The sequence below is a fragment of the Paenibacillus sp. MER 99-2 genome (assembly GCF_023714095.1).
GTDB lineage: Bacteria > Bacillota > Bacilli > Paenibacillales > Paenibacillaceae > Paenibacillus.
On record NZ_JAMAUZ010000001.1, the window covers coordinates 1,211,516 to 1,231,712 of the forward strand.

19 protein-coding genes are annotated in these 20,197 nt (G+C 41.8%); 17 read left to right on the top strand and 2 right to left on the bottom strand.

Annotated elements, in window-relative coordinates:
- Positions 1-71 precede the first annotated feature (71 nt).
- From M3636_RS05515 to M3636_RS05550, 8 genes are all read left to right on the top strand, one after another.
- Positions 72-2,744, top strand: coding sequence for a transglycosylase domain-containing protein (locus M3636_RS05515; RefSeq protein ID WP_251381499.1), 2,673 nt, complete (start codon positions 72-74; stop codon positions 2,742-2,744).
- A gap of 286 nt (positions 2,745-3,030) precedes the next feature.
- Positions 3,031-3,594 carry a ribonuclease FAU-1 family protein gene (locus tag M3636_RS05520; protein WP_056689934.1) on the top strand — a complete coding sequence of 188 codons (564 nt, stop codon included), beginning with the start codon at positions 3,031-3,033 and terminating at the stop codon, positions 3,592-3,594.
- Between the two features lie 188 nt (positions 3,595-3,782).
- On the top strand, positions 3,783-4,757 hold the full coding sequence (locus M3636_RS05525; RefSeq protein WP_251381500.1) for an AAA family ATPase: 975 nt from the start codon (positions 3,783-3,785) through the stop codon (positions 4,755-4,757).
- Positions 4,758-4,912: 155 nt separating this feature from the next.
- On the top strand, positions 4,913-6,199 hold the full coding sequence (gene hflX / locus M3636_RS05530) for a GTPase HflX (protein ID WP_128101716.1): 1,287 nt from the start codon (positions 4,913-4,915) through the stop codon (positions 6,197-6,199).
- Positions 6,200-6,283: 84 nt separating this feature from the next.
- Positions 6,284-7,537, top strand: coding sequence for a methionine gamma-lyase family protein (locus M3636_RS05535; protein ID WP_128101717.1), 1,254 nt, complete (start codon positions 6,284-6,286; stop codon positions 7,535-7,537).
- 82 nt (positions 7,538-7,619) lie between these two features.
- On the top strand, positions 7,620-8,033 hold the full coding sequence (locus tag M3636_RS05540) for a MerR family transcriptional regulator (protein WP_095286436.1): 414 nt from the start codon (positions 7,620-7,622) through the stop codon (positions 8,031-8,033).
- 128 nt (positions 8,034-8,161) lie between these two features.
- A complete protein-coding gene (gene glnA, locus M3636_RS05545) occupies positions 8,162-9,490 on the top strand; it encodes a type I glutamate--ammonia ligase (protein ID WP_128101718.1) in 1,329 nt (442 codons plus the stop codon).
- 337 nt (positions 9,491-9,827) lie between these two features.
- Positions 9,828-10,112 carry a hypothetical protein gene (locus tag M3636_RS05550; protein WP_251381501.1) on the top strand — a complete coding sequence of 95 codons (285 nt, stop codon included), beginning with the start codon at positions 9,828-9,830 and terminating at the stop codon, positions 10,110-10,112.
- Between the two features lie 119 nt (positions 10,113-10,231).
- Here M3636_RS05550 and M3636_RS05555 read toward each other — a convergent pair whose 3' ends face one another.
- Positions 10,232-10,837 (bottom strand): TetR/AcrR family transcriptional regulator, encoded by a 606-nt coding sequence (locus tag M3636_RS05555; protein WP_251381502.1) that lies wholly within the window; start codon positions 10,835-10,837, stop codon positions 10,232-10,234.
- A 168-nt stretch (positions 10,838-11,005) separates the two neighbouring features.
- On the opposite strand from M3636_RS05555, the gene M3636_RS05560 reads away from it, so the two are divergent.
- From M3636_RS05560 to M3636_RS05570, 3 genes are all read left to right on the top strand, one after another.
- On the top strand, positions 11,006-12,418 hold the full coding sequence (locus M3636_RS05560; protein WP_251381503.1) for an MDR family MFS transporter: 1,413 nt from the start codon (positions 11,006-11,008) through the stop codon (positions 12,416-12,418).
- A gap of 174 nt (positions 12,419-12,592) precedes the next feature.
- Complete coding sequence (locus M3636_RS05565; protein WP_251381504.1) at positions 12,593-13,021, top strand: hypothetical protein; 429 nt, start codon at positions 12,593-12,595, stop codon at positions 13,019-13,021.
- Between the two features lie 298 nt (positions 13,022-13,319).
- A complete protein-coding gene (locus M3636_RS05570) occupies positions 13,320-14,621 on the top strand; it encodes an aldehyde dehydrogenase (RefSeq protein WP_251381505.1) in 1,302 nt (433 codons plus the stop codon).
- A gap of 108 nt (positions 14,622-14,729) precedes the next feature.
- On the opposite strand, the gene lexA is transcribed toward M3636_RS05570, so the two are convergent.
- Entirely contained in the window at positions 14,730-15,356 is a 627-nt protein-coding gene (gene lexA, locus M3636_RS05575) for a transcriptional repressor LexA (RefSeq protein ID WP_128101723.1), read from the bottom strand.
- 295 nt (positions 15,357-15,651) lie between these two features.
- Between lexA and yneA the strand changes: the two genes are divergently transcribed.
- The 6 genes from yneA (at position 15,652) to M3636_RS05605 (ending at position 20,193) form a co-directional block, all read left to right on the top strand.
- Entirely contained in the window at positions 15,652-16,029 is a 378-nt protein-coding gene (gene yneA, locus M3636_RS05580; protein WP_251381506.1) for a cell division suppressor protein YneA, read from the top strand.
- Positions 16,030-16,125: 96 nt separating this feature from the next.
- A complete protein-coding gene (locus M3636_RS05585) occupies positions 16,126-16,335 on the top strand; it encodes a DUF896 domain-containing protein (RefSeq protein WP_251381507.1) in 210 nt (69 codons plus the stop codon).
- 133 nt (positions 16,336-16,468) lie between these two features.
- The gene (locus M3636_RS05590; RefSeq protein WP_128101725.1) at positions 16,469-16,981 is read left to right on the top strand and encodes a hypothetical protein; all 513 of its coding nucleotides are present in this window, start codon (positions 16,469-16,471) and stop codon (positions 16,979-16,981) included.
- Between the two features lie 28 nt (positions 16,982-17,009).
- The gene (locus M3636_RS05595) at positions 17,010-17,801 is read left to right on the top strand and encodes an HAD family hydrolase (protein ID WP_128101726.1); all 792 of its coding nucleotides are present in this window, start codon (positions 17,010-17,012) and stop codon (positions 17,799-17,801) included.
- A gap of 580 nt (positions 17,802-18,381) precedes the next feature.
- A complete protein-coding gene (locus M3636_RS05600) occupies positions 18,382-19,311 on the top strand; it encodes an ABC transporter permease (protein WP_128104436.1) in 930 nt (309 codons plus the stop codon).
- 12 nt (positions 19,312-19,323) lie between these two features.
- Positions 19,324-20,193, top strand: coding sequence for a carbohydrate ABC transporter permease (locus M3636_RS05605; protein ID WP_128101727.1), 870 nt, complete (start codon positions 19,324-19,326; stop codon positions 20,191-20,193).
- The last annotated feature ends 4 nt before the right edge of the window (positions 20,194-20,197 follow it).

Below are 20,197 nucleotides of genomic sequence, written 5' to 3' on the forward strand. Positions count from 1 at the left end.
AATAAGTTTAATATAAGCTTAGCCAACAGACGAATAGAAATTACGCAACCGAAAGGGAGTCAGGAGGTAACATGCCAAACGATCCGTTGTCGAGGTCTAATAATCGCAATAACAATACTAAGTCAACCAAAAAAGCGAAACCAAAGACCTCTAAAAAGAAAAAAATTACGGGTAAACGCGTTGGATGGACACTGTTTTTCACAATGGCAATCGCCATTTTCTGTGCACTAGGTGGGTATTTGTTTATTATGGTGAGTGGGCAGAAGCTGCTTGAGGCCAATATGGACAAAACCACGATTAACGAAACGTCCAAGGTGTATGACCGCAATGGTCAACTAATGGGCGAATTATCCATCAAGAAATTAGAACCGGTGGATAGTGATGCTATTCCGAAATTATTGAAAGAAGCCTTTGTTGCAACAGAAGATAAACGTTTCTATGAGCATCAGGGTGTAGATATCTGGTCGATTGGACGTGCCGCGGTAAAAGACGTCATGGCTCGTTCAATGGTTGAGGGTGGTAGTACATTAACTCAACAATTGGCCAAAAATATGTTTTTGTCGCGTGACAAAACATTTTTCCGGAAAGCAACGGAAGTATCTATTGCAATGGCGCTGGAGCGCAAATATACAAAAGACGAAATTTTGACGATGTATCTGAACCGGATTTTCTTCGGTCATCAGCGTTATGGCATCAAAGCGGCGTCAGAATTTTATTTTGGTAAAAAAGATTTGAATAATTTGGATTTGTGGGAAATTGCAACGCTGGCTGCCATGCCTAAAGGCCCATCAGCTTACAATCCACTGAGTAATCCTAATGATTCCAAAGCGCGTCGTGCTGTTGTTCTACAACTCATGTATGAGCAAGGTTACATTAGTAAAGCTGAGATGGACAAAGCGAAGGCAGTTGATTACGACTATACGCCACCAGAGAAAGAGAAGAAGTATCAGCCATTCATCGACTATGTTCTTCGTGAAGCAGAGCGAGTAACTGGCAAAACAGAAGATGATCTCAATATTGGTGGATATAAAATTTACACAACGATGGATGCTCAGGCTCAAACCGCAATGGAGACAGCCTTTGCAGATGATAGCTTATTTGAAGAAAGTAAAGACGATCAGAAGGTTCAAGGCTCAATGGTTATTATGAACCATGAAAATGGCAGTCTCGTTGCACTTCTGGGTGGACGTGATTATCAAACCAAAGGGTATAGCCGGGTAACACAGAGCCGTAGGCAGCCTGGTTCAGCTTTTAAACCGATCGTTTCATATGCACCAGCGCTAGAGACAGGCGATTATAATGCCAACTCAGCTCTAAGTAATGCGAAGCAATGCTTCGGTAATTACTGTCCGAATAACCTGCATGGATATTCATCGACGATTAGTATGACGGATGCAATTACTAAATCTGAGAACATTCCTGCTGTATGGTTATTGGACAAAATCGGAGTGAACACGGGTATAAACTTCGCCAAGAGTGTCGGTATTCAAATGGCAGATGAAGATAAGAACCTTGCCATTGCCTTAGGTGGTCTGAGCAAAGGTACGAATACTCTGGAAATGGCTCAGGCATATAGCGCCTTTGCAAATCTGGGTGAATACCAACAGGCTTATTCGATTAAAGAGGTTAAAGACAGCACAGATAAGGCGATCTACAAACATGATAAGTCAGACACAACTCGTGTCATGAGTGAACAGAATGCATATCAATTGACTCAAATGCTGCAAAATGTAGTTAATGATGGTACTGGACGTTCTGCACGCTTAGATCGACCGGTAGCAGGAAAAACAGGGACAGTTCAAAGTGGCATCGCAGGTAATAGTGCGAACCGTGACGTATGGTTTGTTGGATATACGCCAGAATGGACAGCCGCCGTGTGGATGGGTTACGACAACCCTGATGCGACGCACATGCTCAAGAACAGTAGTAAACTTTCAGCAGCTTTCTTCGCTAAAGTAATGAGTGACGCGTTAAAAGGTGTGCCGGTCAAGGAGTTCAAGGCGCCGCAAGGCGGACAGACACCTATTCCGGAGCCAGAGCCAGAACAACCGCAACTGTCGGTAAGTGGTCTGAGCGGGGCGTATGATCCAACATCACAGATCGTATCACTCAACTGGACAGGAACAGGGGATGCGAATACACAGTATCGGATCTACCGGAAGGAAACATCTGAAGCACAGTTTACACATCTTATTGATTCCATTGGAGCAACCAGTACACAGGATTTAAGTGCTCTTCCGGGACTAACCTATGAGTACTATGTAACTGCTTATGATTTGGCTACTGGAGTTGAAACGGCTCCTACCAATACCGTATCTCTGATGATAGAGGCACAGGAAACACCACCGGAAGAAATTGAACCAGAGCCGGATCCAGGCCTGGATCCAGGCACGGAGCAACCTGGAGTAGACAATCCGGAAGACGGATCAAATGGAAACGGAAATCCTGGGGACAACAATGGTAACGGGAATCCAAATGGTAACAACGGAAACAATGGAAATGGCAACAACGGTAATAACGGCAATGGCAACGGAAATGGTGGATCGGGGCAAGGTGGCGGTCAGCCAGGGGATGGAGGTACTCCTCCAGATCAAGGTACGACCGACCCTGGTAACACAGGCGATGGCTCTACAGGTGGGGCTGTTACGACACCAGGTGAAGTTGTGACTCCTGATCCAGGTACTGATGGCACAACTCAAGAGTCTGATACGCCAACCAGTACTCAATCAGGAAGCGATGGATAATTCGCTACGCTGATTCTATTCTTTTCATGCATAAGAACCTGCTTCCCGATGAACTCGGGAGGCGGGTTCTTTTTTTGTTTTTTTGTTAAGTAATCGGTAACGATTGAGGTAAGTCACAGCTTAATTTTGAGTGTATAACTCAAATATGGTAAGCTGTAACTATTCGTAATACGCCTGCGCAAAGCCGAACAAGAGCTTGCTGCTCGAAGTCCGGCAATGGGGCGTATACATTGTTCACCAATAATACAGCAGGTCACGAACCTGTGGTCGGCAAAGAGGGGTTCGTATGAAACGGAAATTCGGGGATCGCGCAAACTGGCGCCGGATTACGAACCGACAATTTACATGCCGGTTTGTTCAATCCAAAATATTTACAGGATACATCACGTTGTATACGATACAAGATCTCAAAGAACCTCTATGGAAAACCTATGGAGGGAGCACGTTCTGTATCGCAGATAAAGGGTACTCTTGGTTACAGTATTATCCCAAAGGAGAGCACTTTGTTGTCACAGCCATGTTTGATGATCAGGAGCGTATCGTAGAATGGTACATTGATACATGTCGCAGTCAAGGCATAACGGATCAAGGGGTACCGTGGTTTGATGATCTCTACTTGGATGTTGTTGTGTTAAAGGACGGAGAGGTGTTTTTGCTGGACGAGGATGAGCTCGAAGATGCCTTGTCTCGCAAGCATATTACGACTGGAGATTACGACTTGGCAAACAAGACCGCTAAAGAGTTACTACATGCAATTGATGCACATGTATTTCCGTATTTTCAATTGTCGTTGAAGCATCGACAAACGCTGTTCGAGAATGGAGAATTTAGAAAGAACGTTCAGATTTAAATGCTTAACAATGCTTTAAACAATTGAAAGCTTAGGGCGTGGTTCCTTTTGAAGGGAGCCATGCCTCTTTTTTTATGCTTTTGAAAATGAGAGTTAAGAGTGCCCTACAATCTTCCGTCAGATAACTTAGAATTGGTTGCATGAGGTAATCGAGTAATCGCATATACTGTCTTAACGAGGTGATTACTGTGGACGAGAGCGCCAGAAAAATAACTGTAAATGATTCTCGCATTAATATTGTTTTCAAAAGCCAAGATCTCTTAGAGATTACATCCGAGCAAGCGGAGGACATGGCATTAATCAGTAATCATTATGAATCGGCGGCGGATATTTTTCGCGATATGCGGGAAATGATTGGTTTGGAAAAAGTAAAAGATCTTATTTACGAAATTTACGCGCTGATTCAGGTGAAGAAATTCCGGGATGAGCAGGGACTTAAAAGCAGTAAGCAGGTTTATCATATGATTTTTAAAGGCAATCCAGGAACGGGGAAAACTACAGTTGCGCGAATCATTTCCAAGATGTTGAATCGGATGGGTGTGTTAAGTAAGGGGCATCTTGTTGAGGTGGAACGAGCAGATTTAGTCGGTGAATATATTGGGCATACTGCATTAAAAACAAGAGAATTAGTAAAGAAAGCTATGGGAGGCATTCTATTTATAGATGAGGCATATAGTCTTGCCCGTGGCGGGGAGAAGGATTTTGGGAAAGAGGCCATCGATTGTCTTGTTAAGGTGATGGAAGATAAAAGTGAGGATCTAATTATTATTCTCGCGGGCTATCCGAATGAAATGGGAGATTTTTTAGAAATTAATACGGGTCTGCCCTCAAGATTCCCTATACAAATTAGCTTCGATGATTATTCTACAGATGAATTGATGCTGATTGCGATGAAGATGGCAACGGAGAAGGACTACAATATTACATCTGATGCCATGATCAAATTAAAAGAGCTGATTCAATATGAAAAAGACATTCGTAATCATTTTAGCAACGCGAGATATGTTAGGAATGTGATTGAAAAGGCGATCAGGCATCAAGCGGTTAGACTCATGGGCAGGCCAGGTAATATCTCCAAACAAAATCTAATGGATCTACTCGCGAGAGATATCTCCTCCAAAACGATGGAAGCCAGCCTCAACAATCATATTATTTTCCAATAATGCTGCCTAGAACATTTGAAGTTTCTGCTAAAGTAAGCGATAATATAATTTTGGATCAGCCGGCCGGGTTAACCGGTTCGGCTTGACGTATGCGATGCCATAACGTCCTGTTAGAATGGGACGAGTTGATGTGGATATAAGGAGTGAGATGACTAATGACAAGTGGAACACATGATACAGATCAAGTTAAAAAAGACCGCGCTATTTTGGTTAGTTTGATTACGGACGAAGTTAAACGATCTGGTATTAATCCAGAGTATTCCTTGGAAGAGCTTGTGAAGCTCGCCGAGACGGCTGGAGTAGAAGTATTAAGTGTGCTCTCTCAAAATCGGGAGACACGGGATACAAAATGGTTTATCGGTAAAGGTAAAGTGGAAGAGCTTCGTGCAGCAGCAGAGGAGTTAGGAGCTACCACCGCTATTTTTGACCAAGAGTTGTCTGGAGCTCAGGTTCGTAATCTGGAAGAAGCATTGGACCTCAAAATTATTGACCGCACACAATTGATTCTAGACATATTCGCCCAACGTGCCAACACACGCGAAGGTATTATTCAAGTTGAATTGGCTCAGTTAAGTTATTTATTACCTCGCTTGTCGGGACACGGTAAAAACCTATCAAGACTTGGCGGAGGAATCGGGACACGGGGACCAGGGGAAAGCAAGCTAGAGACGGATCGTCGTCATATCCGTGGTCGTATAGATGATCTTAAACGGCATCTGGAAGAAGTAACAAGGCACCGTAAATTGCACCGTGAGCGGCGTAAGAAGACGGGTATCGTACAGGTTGCTCTAGTTGGCTATACCAACGCGGGCAAATCCACGTTGCTTAAACAATTAACTTCAGCTGATGTATATATCCAAGATCAGTTGTTTGCTACCCTTGATCCGACATCTCGTACAATGGAACTTCCGAGTGGCAAAGAGATTGTACTCACCGATACCGTTGGATTTATCCAAAACCTTCCGCACGATCTAATTGCAGCGTTCCGTGCAACGTTGGAAGAGGTCAATGAAGCCGATCTCATTCTTCACGTTGTTGATGCTTCATCTGCAATGCGTGATGATCAGATGAGAACGGTAGCCGATATCCTGCAACAGCTTGGCTCTGGGGACAAGCCACAACTAGTTCTGTACAATAAAAAAGATGCATGCACACCTGAGCAACTAGAAATGTTACCTTTGGATAAAGATCATATTAAAGTAAGTGCTCTAGACGAAGCGGATCTTCTGAAAATTCGTGAACGTATCCAGGAAGAATTAACAGGGGAAACCAAAAGATTCCGTATTCCTGCGGAACGTGGGGATCTCACCTCGGTGTTATATAAAGTTGGAGATGTAGTGGAAACTACATTCGAAGAGAATGATGTCATTTATCAGGTAGAACTGCAGACGGGTGAATATGAGAAATACGGATATTTACTTGAAGATTTCATCGAATCGTAATATTCGTGACACATTCATGTGATAAGTTGACACAATACATGCGATTCAGCGTCAGATTCGAGCAATGAAGGGGAATGAAGTACGATGGCAAGCTTTGATTCAACAATTGTTGAGCTTCAACAACAAGTGGAAATTCAGATCGAGCAACAATTGAAAAAGATAGATCAAATTACAGATCATAATCAATGGAAAGTGATTGATGCTTTTCAGCGTAGAAAAGTAAGTGATTTTCACTTTGCTGGTTCTACAGGCTATGCATATAATGATCGTGGTCGTGAGGTGTTGGACGAGGTATATGCGGACGTATTCGGCGCAGAAGCTGCGTTGGTACGTCCTCATTTTGCGTCAGGTACACATACCATTGCGACAGCCCTATTCGGAGTATTACGTCCAGGAGACGAGCTATTGTACATCACAGGTAAGCCTTATGATACATTGCATAAAGTTATCGGCAAGCCGGGTGATGGCACGGGCTCTCTTCGTGATTTTGGCATTGGATATCAAGAGACGGCATTACTTGAAGATGGTCGTGTAGATTGGGAAGCGGTAGAGAAGTGCATTTCACCCGCGACAAAAGTGATCGGCATTCAACGTTCCCGTGGGTATGACTGGCGCTCTTCTTTCTGCATCGACGAGATTTCAGACATGGTGGCAAAGGTGAGGGCGATCAAGGAAGATGTCATCGTATTTGTCGATAACTGTTACGGTGAATTCACGGAGCAACTGGAACCAACCCAAGTGGGTGTAGACCTTATGGCAGGATCGCTAATCAAGAACCCTGGCGGAGGAATTGCTGAAACCGGTGGATACATATGTGGGAAAGAAGAGTATGTTAAGCTTGCAGCATATCGTCTGACCGCACCTGGCATTGGTGGTGAAGTTGGTGCTATGTTGGGGACGACTCGGGGAATCTACCAGGGACTTTACATGGCGCCAACTATTGTTGGACAAGCCATCAAAGGCAGTATCTTTGCGGCAGCGATGTTTGCAGCATCTGGTTTTGTGACTAAACCGGCATGGAATGAACTGCGTACTGATCTGATTCAGGCTGTACAATTTAGCTCAGCAGAGCATTTAATTGCTTTTGTACAAGGAATTCAGCGCGCTGCAGCAGTAGATAGTCATGTTGTCCCTGAACCATGGGATATGCCAGGATATGAACATCCTGTCATTATGGCTGCAGGTACATTCATTCAAGGCGGAAGCTTAGAATTATCGGCGGATGCACCGATTCGTGAGCCTTTTATTGGCTATATGCAAGGTGGATTAACATACTCCCACGTTAAATATGGCGTTTTGATGGCATTACAAGCTATGAAAGATCGCAAATTATTGTGAGTTTATCTAACACGTCATTGACACTTGGTAACATCTAAATGTACAATAAGGTGAAGAATAGATGACTGGAAGGTTGATGAACATGGGTGACGAAATTCGCAGAAATATGGCCTTATTCCCGATTGGTATCGTAATGAAACTGACGGATCTGTCCGCACGGCAGATTCGTTATTATGAGCAGCACAGCTTGATTGTTCCAGCAAGAACATCAGGTAATCAGCGTTTATTCTCATTTAATGACGTTGAACGTTTGCTAGAAATCAAGGCTCTGATTGAAAAAGGAGTTAACATTGCAGGTATCAAGCAAGTGATGAATCCAGTATCTAAAGAATCCGAAGAAGCGACTGTGATCACAGCCGATACGGAAGTGAAGCGCAGAGAATTGTCGGATACGCAACTGCATCGTTTGTTAAAACAACAATTGGTGTCAGGTAAGAGACCTGGACAAGTATCTCTCATTCAAGGAGAGCTTTCCCGTTTTTTTAATAAAAAGTAAGTTCGTATAACCGGGAGGGTCAGAGTAAATCCTTCATTAGGGAAGCATCACTCCTTGACCCGTGGAACTTTCTAATGTACAAATATAACAAGCAAGCCAAATACGCAGATAAGAAAGGGAGAGGAATCATGAGTTATACAAAAGAAGACATTCTCCGCATCTCCAAAGAAGAAAACGTACGATTCGTTCGATTGCAATTCACCGACTTGCTGGGGGCAATCAAAAACGTTGAGATTCCTGTAAGCCAGTTGACGAAGGCTTTGGATAACAAAATGATGTTTGATGGTTCTTCCATCGAAGGTTATGTTCGTATCGAAGAATCCGACATGTACCTCTATCCGGATCTTGACTCTTGGCTTATTTTCCCATGGGTATCCGACAATCGCGTTGCGCGCTTAATCTGTGACGTATATCTTCCAGATGGCAGCCCATTCCCAGGTGATCCACGTGGCATCTTGAAACGTAACCTGAAGGAAGCTGAAGAAATGGGATTCACTTCTTTCAACGTTGGCCCTGAACCAGAATTCTTCTTGTTCAAGACGGATGAAAAAGGAAACCCAACAAACGAACTGAATGACCAAGGTGGGTATTTCGACCTTGCGCCAACAGATCTTGGCGAAAACTGTCGTCGCGACATCGTAATCACACTTGAAGAAATGGGCTTTGAGATCGAAGCTTCTCACCACGAGGTAGCTCCAGGTCAACACGAGATCGACTTCAAATATGCGGATGCATTGAAAGCGGCAGACCAGATCCAAACGTTCAAACTCGTTGTTAAAACAATTGCACGTCAGCATGGATTACATGCTACATTTATGCCAAAACCATTGTTCGGTATGAACGGTTCCGGTATGCACTGTAACCAATCCTTGTTCCGAGGCAATGAAAACGCATTTGTTGACGAGTCGGACGAACTGGGTCTGAGCAAAACTGCACGTCACTTCATGGCTGGAACTCTGAAGCATGCACGTGCGTTTGCAGCAATCACTAACCCGACTGTGAACTCCTACAAACGTCTTGTACCTGGTTACGAAGCACCATGTTACGTAGCATGGTCTGCAAGTAACCGTAGTCCAATGATCCGTATTCCAGCTTCACGTGGTTTGAGTACACGTGTTGAAGTTCGTAACCCGGATCCGGCAGCTAACCCTTACCTTGCTTTGGCTGTGTTATTGAAAGCAGGTTTGGACGGTATCAAACGTGAGCTTTCCTTACCAGCTCCGATTGACCGCAACATCTACATTATGTCAGAAGAAGAGCGTGTGGAAGAAGGCATTCCTAGCTTGCCAGCTGACCTGAAAGAAGCATTGAACGAATTGATCCGCAGCGAAGTCATCTGTGACGCTCTTGGCGACCACGCCCTGGCTCACTTCTACGAGCTGAAAGAAATTGAGTGGGACATGTACCGTACACAAGTCCACCAATGGGAACGCGATCAATATATCACGTTGTACTAATCCCCGAATCCCTTGCGCCACTTGGCGTGAGGGGTTTTTCTTTTTGTGGGCAAAAGTTTTTTAGTGCGGTGTAAGCAAGTTTCCCCCGAATATCCCCTCGAATGCCGACAAACACTTGATCGTAGAGCTGACCATAGTGATTCAAACGGTGAAAATAATCGAACAGACTACTGAAAATCGATAGATTAGAGATAAGTTGGATTACAGAGCTAATATAAATTTCAAGTATAGTGATTATGTATTTCAGAGAGTTAGTGTATCAAATGTCACACAAAATATTGTAAAAATATACTATTATTGTATTTGTGATACATACAAAACACTAGGAGATGATCTTGTGACTTTGAAAAAAATATTAACTGCTTCTGTTTTGTCCCTTTCTCTCTTGGCAATCTCTGTACCAGCAATGGCAAGTCAAGCCTCTGATATTACCATTATGAATAAACAAAAGAATGTGACGATATCTCAAGATTTTCCTTCGTCTGCTGACATTCCTGCGACCAAGTTTTATTCTGATACAGATGGTTATTACGGGATGCTCAGAAGAACTAATATTGTTCAAGTTAGCCCATCACATGTGAGAGCCTACTATTCAGGAACTGTTGTACAAGATCTGGGCTAAAAGAGATAACCCGCTAACCAAAAAGGTTTGCGGGTTATTGTTTATACTAAGTTTTAATTAACGTACCTGGTCAAACGACTGGGTATTTTTTGATGCTGAATATTCTTGCGAAAGACAAGTTAATCTTTGAACTCCAAACCAGCCGACCCGAGTCTGGAAATATTGGAAAATAAAATAGCCATTTCGCTCGGGGATAAATCAAAATCCCGTTGTATCCAAAGCTGTAACGAACCAATATATGCTGAAGCCAAATAGGAGAATAAATAGAGCTGCTTGACAGGTATGTCAGTTGGTTTGAGATGGCGATGCTTCATTAAATAAGTGGATTGAAATTGATTTTTTATAAGTTCGGACATTTGCTTCGCGAACCCTGTTGAATCTACTGAACCCATGAAAATTCGAAAGAAACGTTCGTGTTGTTGGACAAATTCAAAAGGACGAATAAATCCGACAGGTGGATCAACAAATGGCTCTCGCCCTCCATTATGATACCCTAGTTTCTTAATGATACTGTGGTATTCCTCTAAAATTTCATTTTTAAGCTGTTCCAGAAAATCGTTCATGTCCTGATACTGCACATAAAATGTACCCCTATTTAACCCTGCTTGATCAGTGAGCTCTTTCACCGTAATGTTCTCCAGCGGTTTATTAGATGCCATATCAAACAAAGATTCCCTAAGAATCTCGCGCGTGCGTATACTTCGGCGATCCATTTTAGCGTTCATGACTTCCTCCTGAAATACAAAAAAATCAGTATTTATTAATCACAATGATGCTGAGTGTTGATTATTGAACATATCGAAAGTTGATGGTCATTGTAATTGATTACTTTGACATTATAATGGCTCAAGACAAAGTTATTCAACACGATGTTCAATAAGGGGGAAGGAAACATGAATAAATCGATACCTAAAAAAGAAAACAGAGCACTCATCCTTGCTCTCTTGGCTATTATTCCAGGCATGATGATGGTTATGGTCAATAGCACAGCTATGAATGTGGCTATTCCAAGTTTGAGTGAGGGATTTAATGTACCCTTTGAAACCCTTCAATGGGTTATTACCGGATACATGCTAGCTATGTCAGTGACTATACCATTGGCTGGTTGGTTTTCGGACAGATTTGGTTCAGGGAGAGCCTTTCTGTATACTGTTATTTTGTTTGTTTTAGGATCGTTATTATGTGCTATGGCTCAGGATGTTAATCAATTAATCATCTATAGAATTGTGCAAGGTTTAGGGGGAGGCATGATCCAACCGATGGGTATGGCAATGATCTTTCGTTTGGCGCCAGCAGATCGAAAAGGCCAAGTGATGGGGATGTTAGGTATACCTATGTTGATAGCACCAGCCTCAGGACCCATACTGTCCGGTTGGCTGCTTGAATTTATCAGTTGGCATTGGATTTTCTGGATTAACCTCCCCATAGGCCTTATAACGATTAGTTTAATTCTACGTTTTCTTTTAAAGGAAGATTCGGTACAAAAGACTGAAACAAACAGCACAAGCTTAGATGTTGTTGGACTGCTCATAGCTCCAACATCATTTGTGTTACTGGCGTTAAGCATTAATTTGAATTTGGATACCTGGATCGTGTGGGGAATGGGATTAGTAGGTGTTTCTCTATTAGTATGGTTGTGGTTTCATGAAACGAAACATCCGAACCCTTTATTAGAGCTCCGTGCTTTCAGAGAAACTCGCTTTCGAAGAGGAATGGTTGTAAGTTGGATACAATACATCGCGCTAAATGGTTCCATTGTATTTATTCCACAATATTTACAACACTTCAGGGGTTATAGTCCTCTCGATGCTGGAATTGTTATGAGCATGTTGGCGGTAACTTCAGGTCTACTCATGCCAATAGGAGGAAGATTGTTCGATCGTGTGGGGATTCGACCACTTGCAAGCTCGGGGTTAGGAATCATAGGGTTGGCTCTAATGATCCTGTCGCAAATTTCTGCTGAAGCCAACGGTTTAGTTATTGGAGGTATTGTTGGATTACTTGGCATTGGAATGGGGCTATGTATGATGTCGTTGAATACGTATATTTTGCAATCAGCTCCATCTGAATCCGTCAATCGTGTTACACCTCTGACATCAGCCAGCGCTAACCTCATCATTCCTCTGTCGATTGCTGGATTGGGGCAATTTCTTGCCCTCCGATCGAGAATATCGGGCGTAGAAAGTTCAAGACAACCTATTGCCGAAACGATGACAGCTTATGCAGATACATTCTTACTAGCCGCAAGCGTAGCGATAGGTGGAGCCCTCTTCAGTTTGTTACTTAAGTCAAACGTTAAAAAATGATATTCAGATTGTATCATGTCGCCAATCGGCGACTTTTTTGTTTTATCTGCATTAGTCCACTATAAATAATGAATGTATATTCCTACAATATTTTATAAAGTTTACTTATAATTTTATGTAGGTTATATTTTAATATGTAACAATAAGTATAATTCTAGATTTTTGGGGGAACTCATGAAATTCATTTTACCATTAGTAGTAGCCATGATAGTTGTAATAGGTATTATAGTAGGTCTACGATCATCTATTTCGAGTTTCAATAAAGAATCAGTCAGTGAAAAGCAATTCAATACAACTTCTCATAGCATACATATTCTTAAGGGGGAGGCTCTCGCAGGTACTTCATCTACCAAACTGATTAGTGTTCCTACAGAGTTTAATCAGGTAAAAATAGATTTTATAAACTCAGGCTCGAAGCCGTTTACGTTTACCATAAACCAGGGGACGATCTCGGGTCATGCGCCAATGTCTGGCACGGTTCCAGCAGATGGTGGGATCCATACGTTTTCTAGTGAAGAGGCGTGGTCAACTGGAGAGTATTATCTGAATATTTCATCCGCGCAAAATATGTCAGGTACTGTGAACGTGGATCTATTGAAATGACCACACGTACAATAGTGTATGATAACTCAACCTACAGCCTGTGGCTGATAGGTCTTTTTTATTAATTTAAGCAAATATGGACATCAAAAAACAAATAAATTTTTGGTAGACGGGTTAAGTATATAAGTGTAAATATCATAATTGGCTTCAATCCTTACTGTGTGATTCAATAATTGTGCAAATGTTTTAACAGTATTAAGTATGTTGAAAGTTTCATATGAATGAGTTATAATTCATTTATATTTTGAACAATTTAATTTTTAAAAATTAAAAAAACTCATTAATTGGAGATGTTAATATGAATCAAGCAAAGCAACTTGTTTCCGAACAACGGACATTTTTTAATACAGGTCAAACTAAAAACGTTGAATACCGCATCCATGCTCTTCAGCAACTAAGAGCAGGAATTGAGAAATATCAGCAACGCATATTAGATGCATTACGTGCTGATCTGAATAAATCTGAGGCTGAGGCATACGGATCTGAGATTCGAATCGTGCTGGGTGAATTAGATTTTGCATTAGAGCATTTAGCGGAGTGGGCTACGCCTAAATCTGTACCTACAGCTGCAGCGATACCTGATGGAGTAAGTACCATATACGCAGAACCGTATGGAGTTGCGCTAATTATTGCACCTTGGAACTATCCATTCCAACTGGCATTTGGGCCACTCATTGGAGCGATTGCAGCGGGTAACTGTGCCGTTATTAAGCCATCTGAATTAACACCAACGGTTTCTCGTCTGATCAATGATCTGATTCAGGATGTATTTCCTAGAGAGTACATTGCAGTTATGGAAGGTGAAGTTGAGACAAGTACAGAACTGTTGAATGAACATTTTGATTATATTTTCTTTACAGGTAGCACTGGTGTTGGGCGTATTGTCATGAAAGCTGCTGCTGAACATCTAACTCCGGTTACGTTGGAACTGGGGGGCAAAAGTCCGGTCATTGTTCACAAGGATGCGGATCTGAAGCTTACGGCTCAACGTATTGTACGTGGTAAATACCTCAATGCTGGACAAACCTGCGTAGCACCAGATTATTTGTTTGTACATGAACAAGTGCACGATGAATTGATTGCATTAATTCAAGATGAAATTCAGGACAAATTCGGAAATGATGTAATGAAGAACCCGGACTTCCCGCATATTGTTAATGCCCGTAACTTTGATCGAGTGTCGAAATTCCTTGAGGATGGTAAAGCGTTGATTGGTGGTCGTTCTGAGCGTGATAAACTGCTTATTGAGCCTACTGTATTGGGTGATGTGGACTGGAGTTCAGCCATAATGCAGGAGGAGATTTTTGGTCCGATTCTTCCGGTTATGACTTATCAAGATCTTAACCCCGTGTTAGATGAGATTGTCCGTCGGCCTAAACCATTGGCACTATATCTCTTCACACAAGATGAGCAATTACAGGAGCAAGTTCTGAACCAAGTGTCCTTTGGTGGAGGCTGTATTAATGATACGTTATCGCATATGACTTCACATTACCTGCCATTTGGGGGCGTGGGGGAGAGTGGTATGGGTTCGTACCATGGACAGCAAAGTTTTGATGTGTTCTCCCATCACAAAAGTATTATGAAACGTACCCAGTAATAATCTTGGAAGTTGCAACGTAAAAAAGAGGTTGTCCTAAATATTAGGACAACCTCTTTGTGTATTTCATTTCATGTGTGATTATTGAAATCTGAAAATCAAATCTTATTAATGAAGATCGCGGAAAAGACCTATAACTTTACCTAAGATGCTAACATGTTTCAAACGAAGCGGTTCAAATGTGGCGTTCTCCGGCTGAAGACGAATATGATCCTTCTCCTTATAGAAGGTTTTCACTGTAGCTTCGTCGTCCTCAGTCATGGCAACAACGATATCACCGTTATCAGCAGTTTGCTGCTGACGTACAATCACGTAGTCCCCATTAACAATACCTGCTTCAATCATACTATCCCCAACAACAGAAAGCATAAATACCTTTTGTTCGCCTACATAATGAGTAGGAAGAGGGAAGTAGTCCTCAATGTTCTCGGTTGCTGTGATTGGAACACCGGCAGTTACTTTACCCACAACAGGAATGCGAGCAACGCTGTGTGCGAACTGGTGGGAGTGCTCTGATTCCTCTTGGCTTAACAATTCGATAGCTCTTGGTTTCGTTGGGTCTCTTCTAATGAGACCTTTCTTCTCCAAACGATCCAAATGTCCGTGAACCGTAGAGCTGGAAGCTAGTCCAACCGCTTCTCCAATTTCCCGTACGGAAGGAGGATACCCCTTCAACCGGACTTCATTGCGTATAAACTCCAGAATAGCCTGTTGCCTGCTGGATATCTTCGACATACCGTATCAACCCCATTTAGTAACGTTTGGGAAAATTATAACATAGAACCTCCGTTCGTACAAACATAAGTTCTAAATAAAATGGGATAAAATCAAGAAATTTGCTACAAAAAGATGGAATTTCGAGCATAGATAATAAATCCTGTGACTTAGGGAATAACCTAGGGAAGATTTAAGTCGGAAATAAAGCGAGAAAAAAGCGAACAATTGTTCCGAAAAAGTTGTTGAACAAAACAAATGTTCGTGTTATATTGTTTTCAACAGATAGGAACAAACGTTTGGAGGTCGATTTTTAATGAGATATTCAACTTATCAAAGTATTTATGAACCAGTAAATTCCGAAGCGGTTAAGACTAACATAGGTAATCTCCAGAAATCATTCGCACAGCTGAAGATGCCAACCTGGATTTTGAAACTGTCTTTGGTGGCTTTCATTATAATTGTTGGATGCAGTACAGTGCTTACAGTATTTGCTGGGAATGAGAACGATTTGTTGCCCGGTGGCAAAATCGCAGTTTCTGAGGGAGATACGTTATGGAGTATTTCTGTAGATTACAAACCGGAAAGCATGGATACGCGTGTATATATAGAAGCAATTAAACAAGTGAATCAACTTCAATCGACTACAATTCAAGCTGGACAAGTGTTGGTTTTGCCCCAGATTTCCCAATAAAGAGTAGATTCTAACTAGCCAGCAGCCCCCGACCTTGACAACCCGTCCCGATCATGTCAAAGTTAATATGACTTTGTAATTTTGGAGGGGACAAGATTGGATATAGATAGCCTAGTAGCACGTATTAACGAATTGGCTCGCAAACAAAAATCTACTGGTTTATCAGAGGAAGAGCTTGCTGAGCGTGCAAAACTTAGAGAGATTTATTTGAACAACATCCGAAGCAATTTCAGACAACAGTTAGATTCCATTGAAATTGTGGATGATGAGAAACATCAAGGCCGCCAAGGCAAACTCAAACACTAGAGAAACCTAATGATATCATTACGATATTTAGGTTTCTTACTGTTATTTTGAGAATGCTGTTTTTTTAGATAAGGGGGAACTTTTGGTTTACAGTCATGTAAGCCGATACAAAGACAAAATAAGGGGGATTCTCATGGCTCGTTCGTTCGAGAGAACGGTTCGCAAAAATTCTAAGCAGTTGAATCATCAACGCAAAAAGAATGGTCAACAAGTTTCAGGTACACCAGGTGTCGATATTTTTAAAGGTCGCAGCCTGTTGTTCCCTATATTCTTGATTGGACTTGCGTTTCTGTATCTATTTATGAGTACATTTCTTGTTAAAGCTCCAATGACAACTTGGGATTGGGTTACCATGCTGCTTTACGTATTTTTGGCTGTAATCTTTCTTCTCCGTCGTCCTTACCTTAAGATTGGAAACAGCACGATTGCGACGATTAAAGGTAACCGTGAGCGGTCAATCGGTGTTGACGATATCGTGAAGTTCCGAATTGAGCCTGGTACAGTTGTCATTGAGCACAACGGTCGTGGTAAGAGATGGGTATTCACTAAATTGTTGAATCGTTACGATACAGATGCGATTACCGAGCGTCTTCTGAGATTTGCCAAGTCGCATCAGATTACTGTGGAAACTTACGAGAAAAAGTAATTACTGCATAAAGGGGAAGATGACCGTAATGACGTTAAAAGCAATTTTGTTCGATCTAGATGATACATTGTTATGGGATGAGCGCAGTGTCAGAGAAGCTTTCCATGAAACTTGTCTTGTAGCTGCGGCAGAGACGGGTGTTGATCCGGCTGCACTTGAAGAAGCTGTTCGTAATGAAGCACGGAATCTGTATGAATCCTACGAGACATTTGCGTTCACCAAGATGATTGGAATTAATCCATTTGAGGGTCTATGGGCTAACTTCACAGGTGGAGATCAACCTGAGTTCCGTCAGTTAGAGCAGCTTGCGCCTGCGTATCGTAGAGATTCATGGTATCGTGGTCTCTTGAAAATGGGTGTAGACCGTCAAGATCTTGCGGACAGATTGGCATCCCAGTTTGGGGCAGAGCGTAGATCTAGACCTCATATCTATGAGGAAACGATCGATACGTTAAGTCATCTTAAAGGAAAGTTCAAACTTTTGCTTTTAACGAATGGTTGTCCAGCTCTTCAACAAGAGAAGTTAGATGGCGTTCCTGAGATCGTGCCTTTCTTTGATGAAATCATTATTTCTGGTTCTTTTGGTAAAGGTAAACCTGACCCTTCAATCTTCCAGCATGCTTTGGACAAATTAGGTGTTCAACCTGAAGAGAGTATGATGGTTGGAGACAAGCTCACGACAGATATCCGAGGTGCTCTATCTACTGGGATTAAGTCAGTATGGATTAATCGTGAGAACAAAGAGAACTCAGAAACCTATACACCGGATCATGAGATTAAGCATCTTTCGGAATTGGAACGGATCATTGCTACATTTTAAAGAAATTTGCAGTGTGGTGTAATTTACAAACATCAATGACTTATGTTGAGATGGCAGCCCATCCAGCATGGTCATTGATGTTTTTATATTTTCGGAGAAAATAGCAGCTATGGAGAGCGTAGTCAATGTTTATTTTTTTTGTAAAAGTTATTGAAATAATATTTTACCTGCATTAGAATATAACTAACATACTAGTATGACTAGTATATGGAAACTGAATGTATGGTTATTTCAAATTTTGGTCTTAATGTGAAGTTTGAATATACCGTATTAATTTTCATTTATTTTGTAAGCGCTTTACATAATTTTGATTCAGTCAAATAGGAGTGTAGAACTGAAAAGTACCAGATCTTCTCCAGGTAAAATGTCTAAATGATGCAACGTTTATCCAACAAAATGATATCGCTTACATTCGTGATTTGTTTATTCCGTAGTGGGGGTGAAGTTGGTCTGTAAGATGTCTTCAACAGGAAGAAGAGGTGGGAGTTGCAATTGAAGTATTAGTTCTCAGTTACATTATCAAGATAGGGATCGGAGTGAATGACACATGGAGTCTGAAACAGCTAAAGCCACACTAACGATGACATCTTTACGTAAAGAGAGCAAGCTTAGAACAATGGGAGCAATGTTCCGCAAGGACTGGCAGTTGTACTCATTGTTAATTCTGCCCATTATTTACCTTATCATTTTCAAATATGGACCGATGATCGGCAATATTATTGCATTTAGACGTTTTGTACCAGGGGGGAGTATCTTTGGAGAAACTTGGGTTGGCCTAAGGTACTTTCAAATGTTCATACAAGATCCAACCTTCTGGAAAGTGTTTAGCAATACGTTAATGTTAGGTGGACTCGCGTTGCTATTTACTTTTCCGGTTCCAATCATTTTTGCTCTTTTGCTGAATGAAGTGAAAAGCAAACGTTTCAAAAAATTTGTGCAAACGGCTTCCTACCTTCCACATTTTCTGTCCATCGTAATCGTAGCAGGTATGATTCTACAATTGACCTCAGTGAATGGTTCTATTAATAGTCTAGTCTCATTTTTTACAGGTGAGAGCATTCCGTTCATGCAGAGAGCTGAGTGGTTTAGAACGATCTATATTACCTCTGAAATCTGGCAGGGCATGGGCTGGGGAGCGATTTTGTATCTTGCGGCATTAACAACGATTGATGATTCCTTATACGAAGCAGCACGCATTGATGGCGCAAACCGTTGGAAACAAACGATTCACGTGACAATCCCAGGTATTTTACCAACAATTGTTACCTTGCTGATATTGAACATGGGTAATTTCTTAGCTGTTGGTTTTGAGAAGATTTTGCTCTTGTATAACCCGCTTATATATGAAACTTCTGATGTCATTTCTACCTATCTATACCGCGTCGGCATGGGAACAGGTAACTTCAGCTATGCAACGGCGATTGGACTATTTGAATCCATCATTGGATTGATACTGGTATTCTCGGTTAACGCAATCTCACGCAGACTGACACAGCGAAGCTTGTGGTAGAGGAGGGGCAGCATGATTGAATCTAAATCCTATAAAGTGTTCAAAGTGTTTAACGCCATCTTTCTGATCTTTGTTGTATTCATTACGCTATATCCGTTCCTTAATGTTGTAGCGCAATCATTCAGCAGTGAGTCATACATTAACTCAGGCAAGGTAAGCTTGTTCCCTAGAGGCTTTAATGTAGAAACGTACAAAACCATTTCCGCAGACAGCATGTTCTGGACTAATTATAAAAATACGATCATTTACACCGTTGTTGGTACGCTGATTTCAATGTTCATGACAACGATCTTTGCCTATGCCCTCTCCAAAAAGAGACTCATGGGACGAAAATTTCTAACCATGTTTGCGGTGTTCACCATGTTCTTTAGCGGAGGGTTGATCCCGAACTATGTGTTGATCAATTATCTTGGTTTCAACAACACGATGTGGGCGATTGTGGTTCCTGGTGCAATTAGTATCTATAACATGTTAATTATGAAATCATTCTTTGAAAATATGCCGGAGGAGTTAGAGGAAGCCGCAGCCATTGATGGACTGAATACGTATGGCATCTTGCTTAGAATCATACTGCCGCTGAGTAAAGCGGTAATGGCAACAATGGTTCTATTTTATGCAGTAGGTCATTGGAATTCCTGGTTTCCCGCATTCTTGTACCTCGACAAAAAGGAACTGTTTCCCGTCACGATTTATTTGCGTAATATGATTGCCGGTGCAACTGGTGGCGCTTCAGCGGGTGCCTCGGCCGATAACTTAACTCAAATTGCCGCAAACATTAAATCCGTTACGATGGTTCTTACCATCTTACCGATTCTCACGATATATCCATTTGTTCAGCGATATTTTGTAACCGGTATCATGTTGGGATCCGTTAAACAATAATCCC

Excerpts from the sequence above, each read along its gene's own strand:
- M3636_RS05595 (WP_128101726.1), top strand. The coding sequence starts at position 17,010 with ATGACGTTAAAAGCAATTTTGTTCGATCTAGATGATACATTGTTATGG.
- M3636_RS05555 (WP_251381502.1), bottom strand. The coding sequence starts at position 10,837 with ATGAACGCTAAAATGGATCGCCGAAGTATACGCACGCGCGAGATTCTT.
- M3636_RS05560 (WP_251381503.1), top strand. The coding sequence starts at position 11,006 with ATGAATAAATCGATACCTAAAAAAGAAAACAGAGCACTCATCCTTGCT.
- M3636_RS05565 (WP_251381504.1), top strand. The coding sequence starts at position 12,593 with ATGAAATTCATTTTACCATTAGTAGTAGCCATGATAGTTGTAATAGGT.
- M3636_RS05535 (WP_128101717.1), top strand. The coding sequence starts at position 6,284 with ATGGCAAGCTTTGATTCAACAATTGTTGAGCTTCAACAACAAGTGGAA.
- M3636_RS05540 (WP_095286436.1), top strand. The coding sequence starts at position 7,620 with ATGGGTGACGAAATTCGCAGAAATATGGCCTTATTCCCGATTGGTATC.
- M3636_RS05605 (WP_128101727.1), top strand. The coding sequence starts at position 19,324 with ATGATTGAATCTAAATCCTATAAAGTGTTCAAAGTGTTTAACGCCATC.
- hflX (WP_128101716.1), top strand. The coding sequence starts at position 4,913 with ATGACAAGTGGAACACATGATACAGATCAAGTTAAAAAAGACCGCGCT.
- lexA (WP_128101723.1), bottom strand. The coding sequence starts at position 15,356 with ATGTCGAAGATATCCAGCAGGCAACAGGCTATTCTGGAGTTTATACGC.
- M3636_RS05600 (WP_128104436.1), top strand. The coding sequence starts at position 18,382 with ATGACATCTTTACGTAAAGAGAGCAAGCTTAGAACAATGGGAGCAATG.
- yneA (WP_251381506.1), top strand. The coding sequence starts at position 15,652 with ATGAGATATTCAACTTATCAAAGTATTTATGAACCAGTAAATTCCGAA.
- M3636_RS05570 (WP_251381505.1), top strand. The coding sequence starts at position 13,320 with ATGAATCAAGCAAAGCAACTTGTTTCCGAACAACGGACATTTTTTAAT.
- M3636_RS05515 (WP_251381499.1), top strand. The coding sequence starts at position 72 with ATGCCAAACGATCCGTTGTCGAGGTCTAATAATCGCAATAACAATACT.
- M3636_RS05590 (WP_128101725.1), top strand. The coding sequence starts at position 16,469 with ATGGCTCGTTCGTTCGAGAGAACGGTTCGCAAAAATTCTAAGCAGTTG.
- glnA (WP_128101718.1), top strand. The coding sequence starts at position 8,162 with ATGAGTTATACAAAAGAAGACATTCTCCGCATCTCCAAAGAAGAAAAC.
- M3636_RS05520 (WP_056689934.1), top strand. The coding sequence starts at position 3,031 with ATGAAACGGAAATTCGGGGATCGCGCAAACTGGCGCCGGATTACGAAC.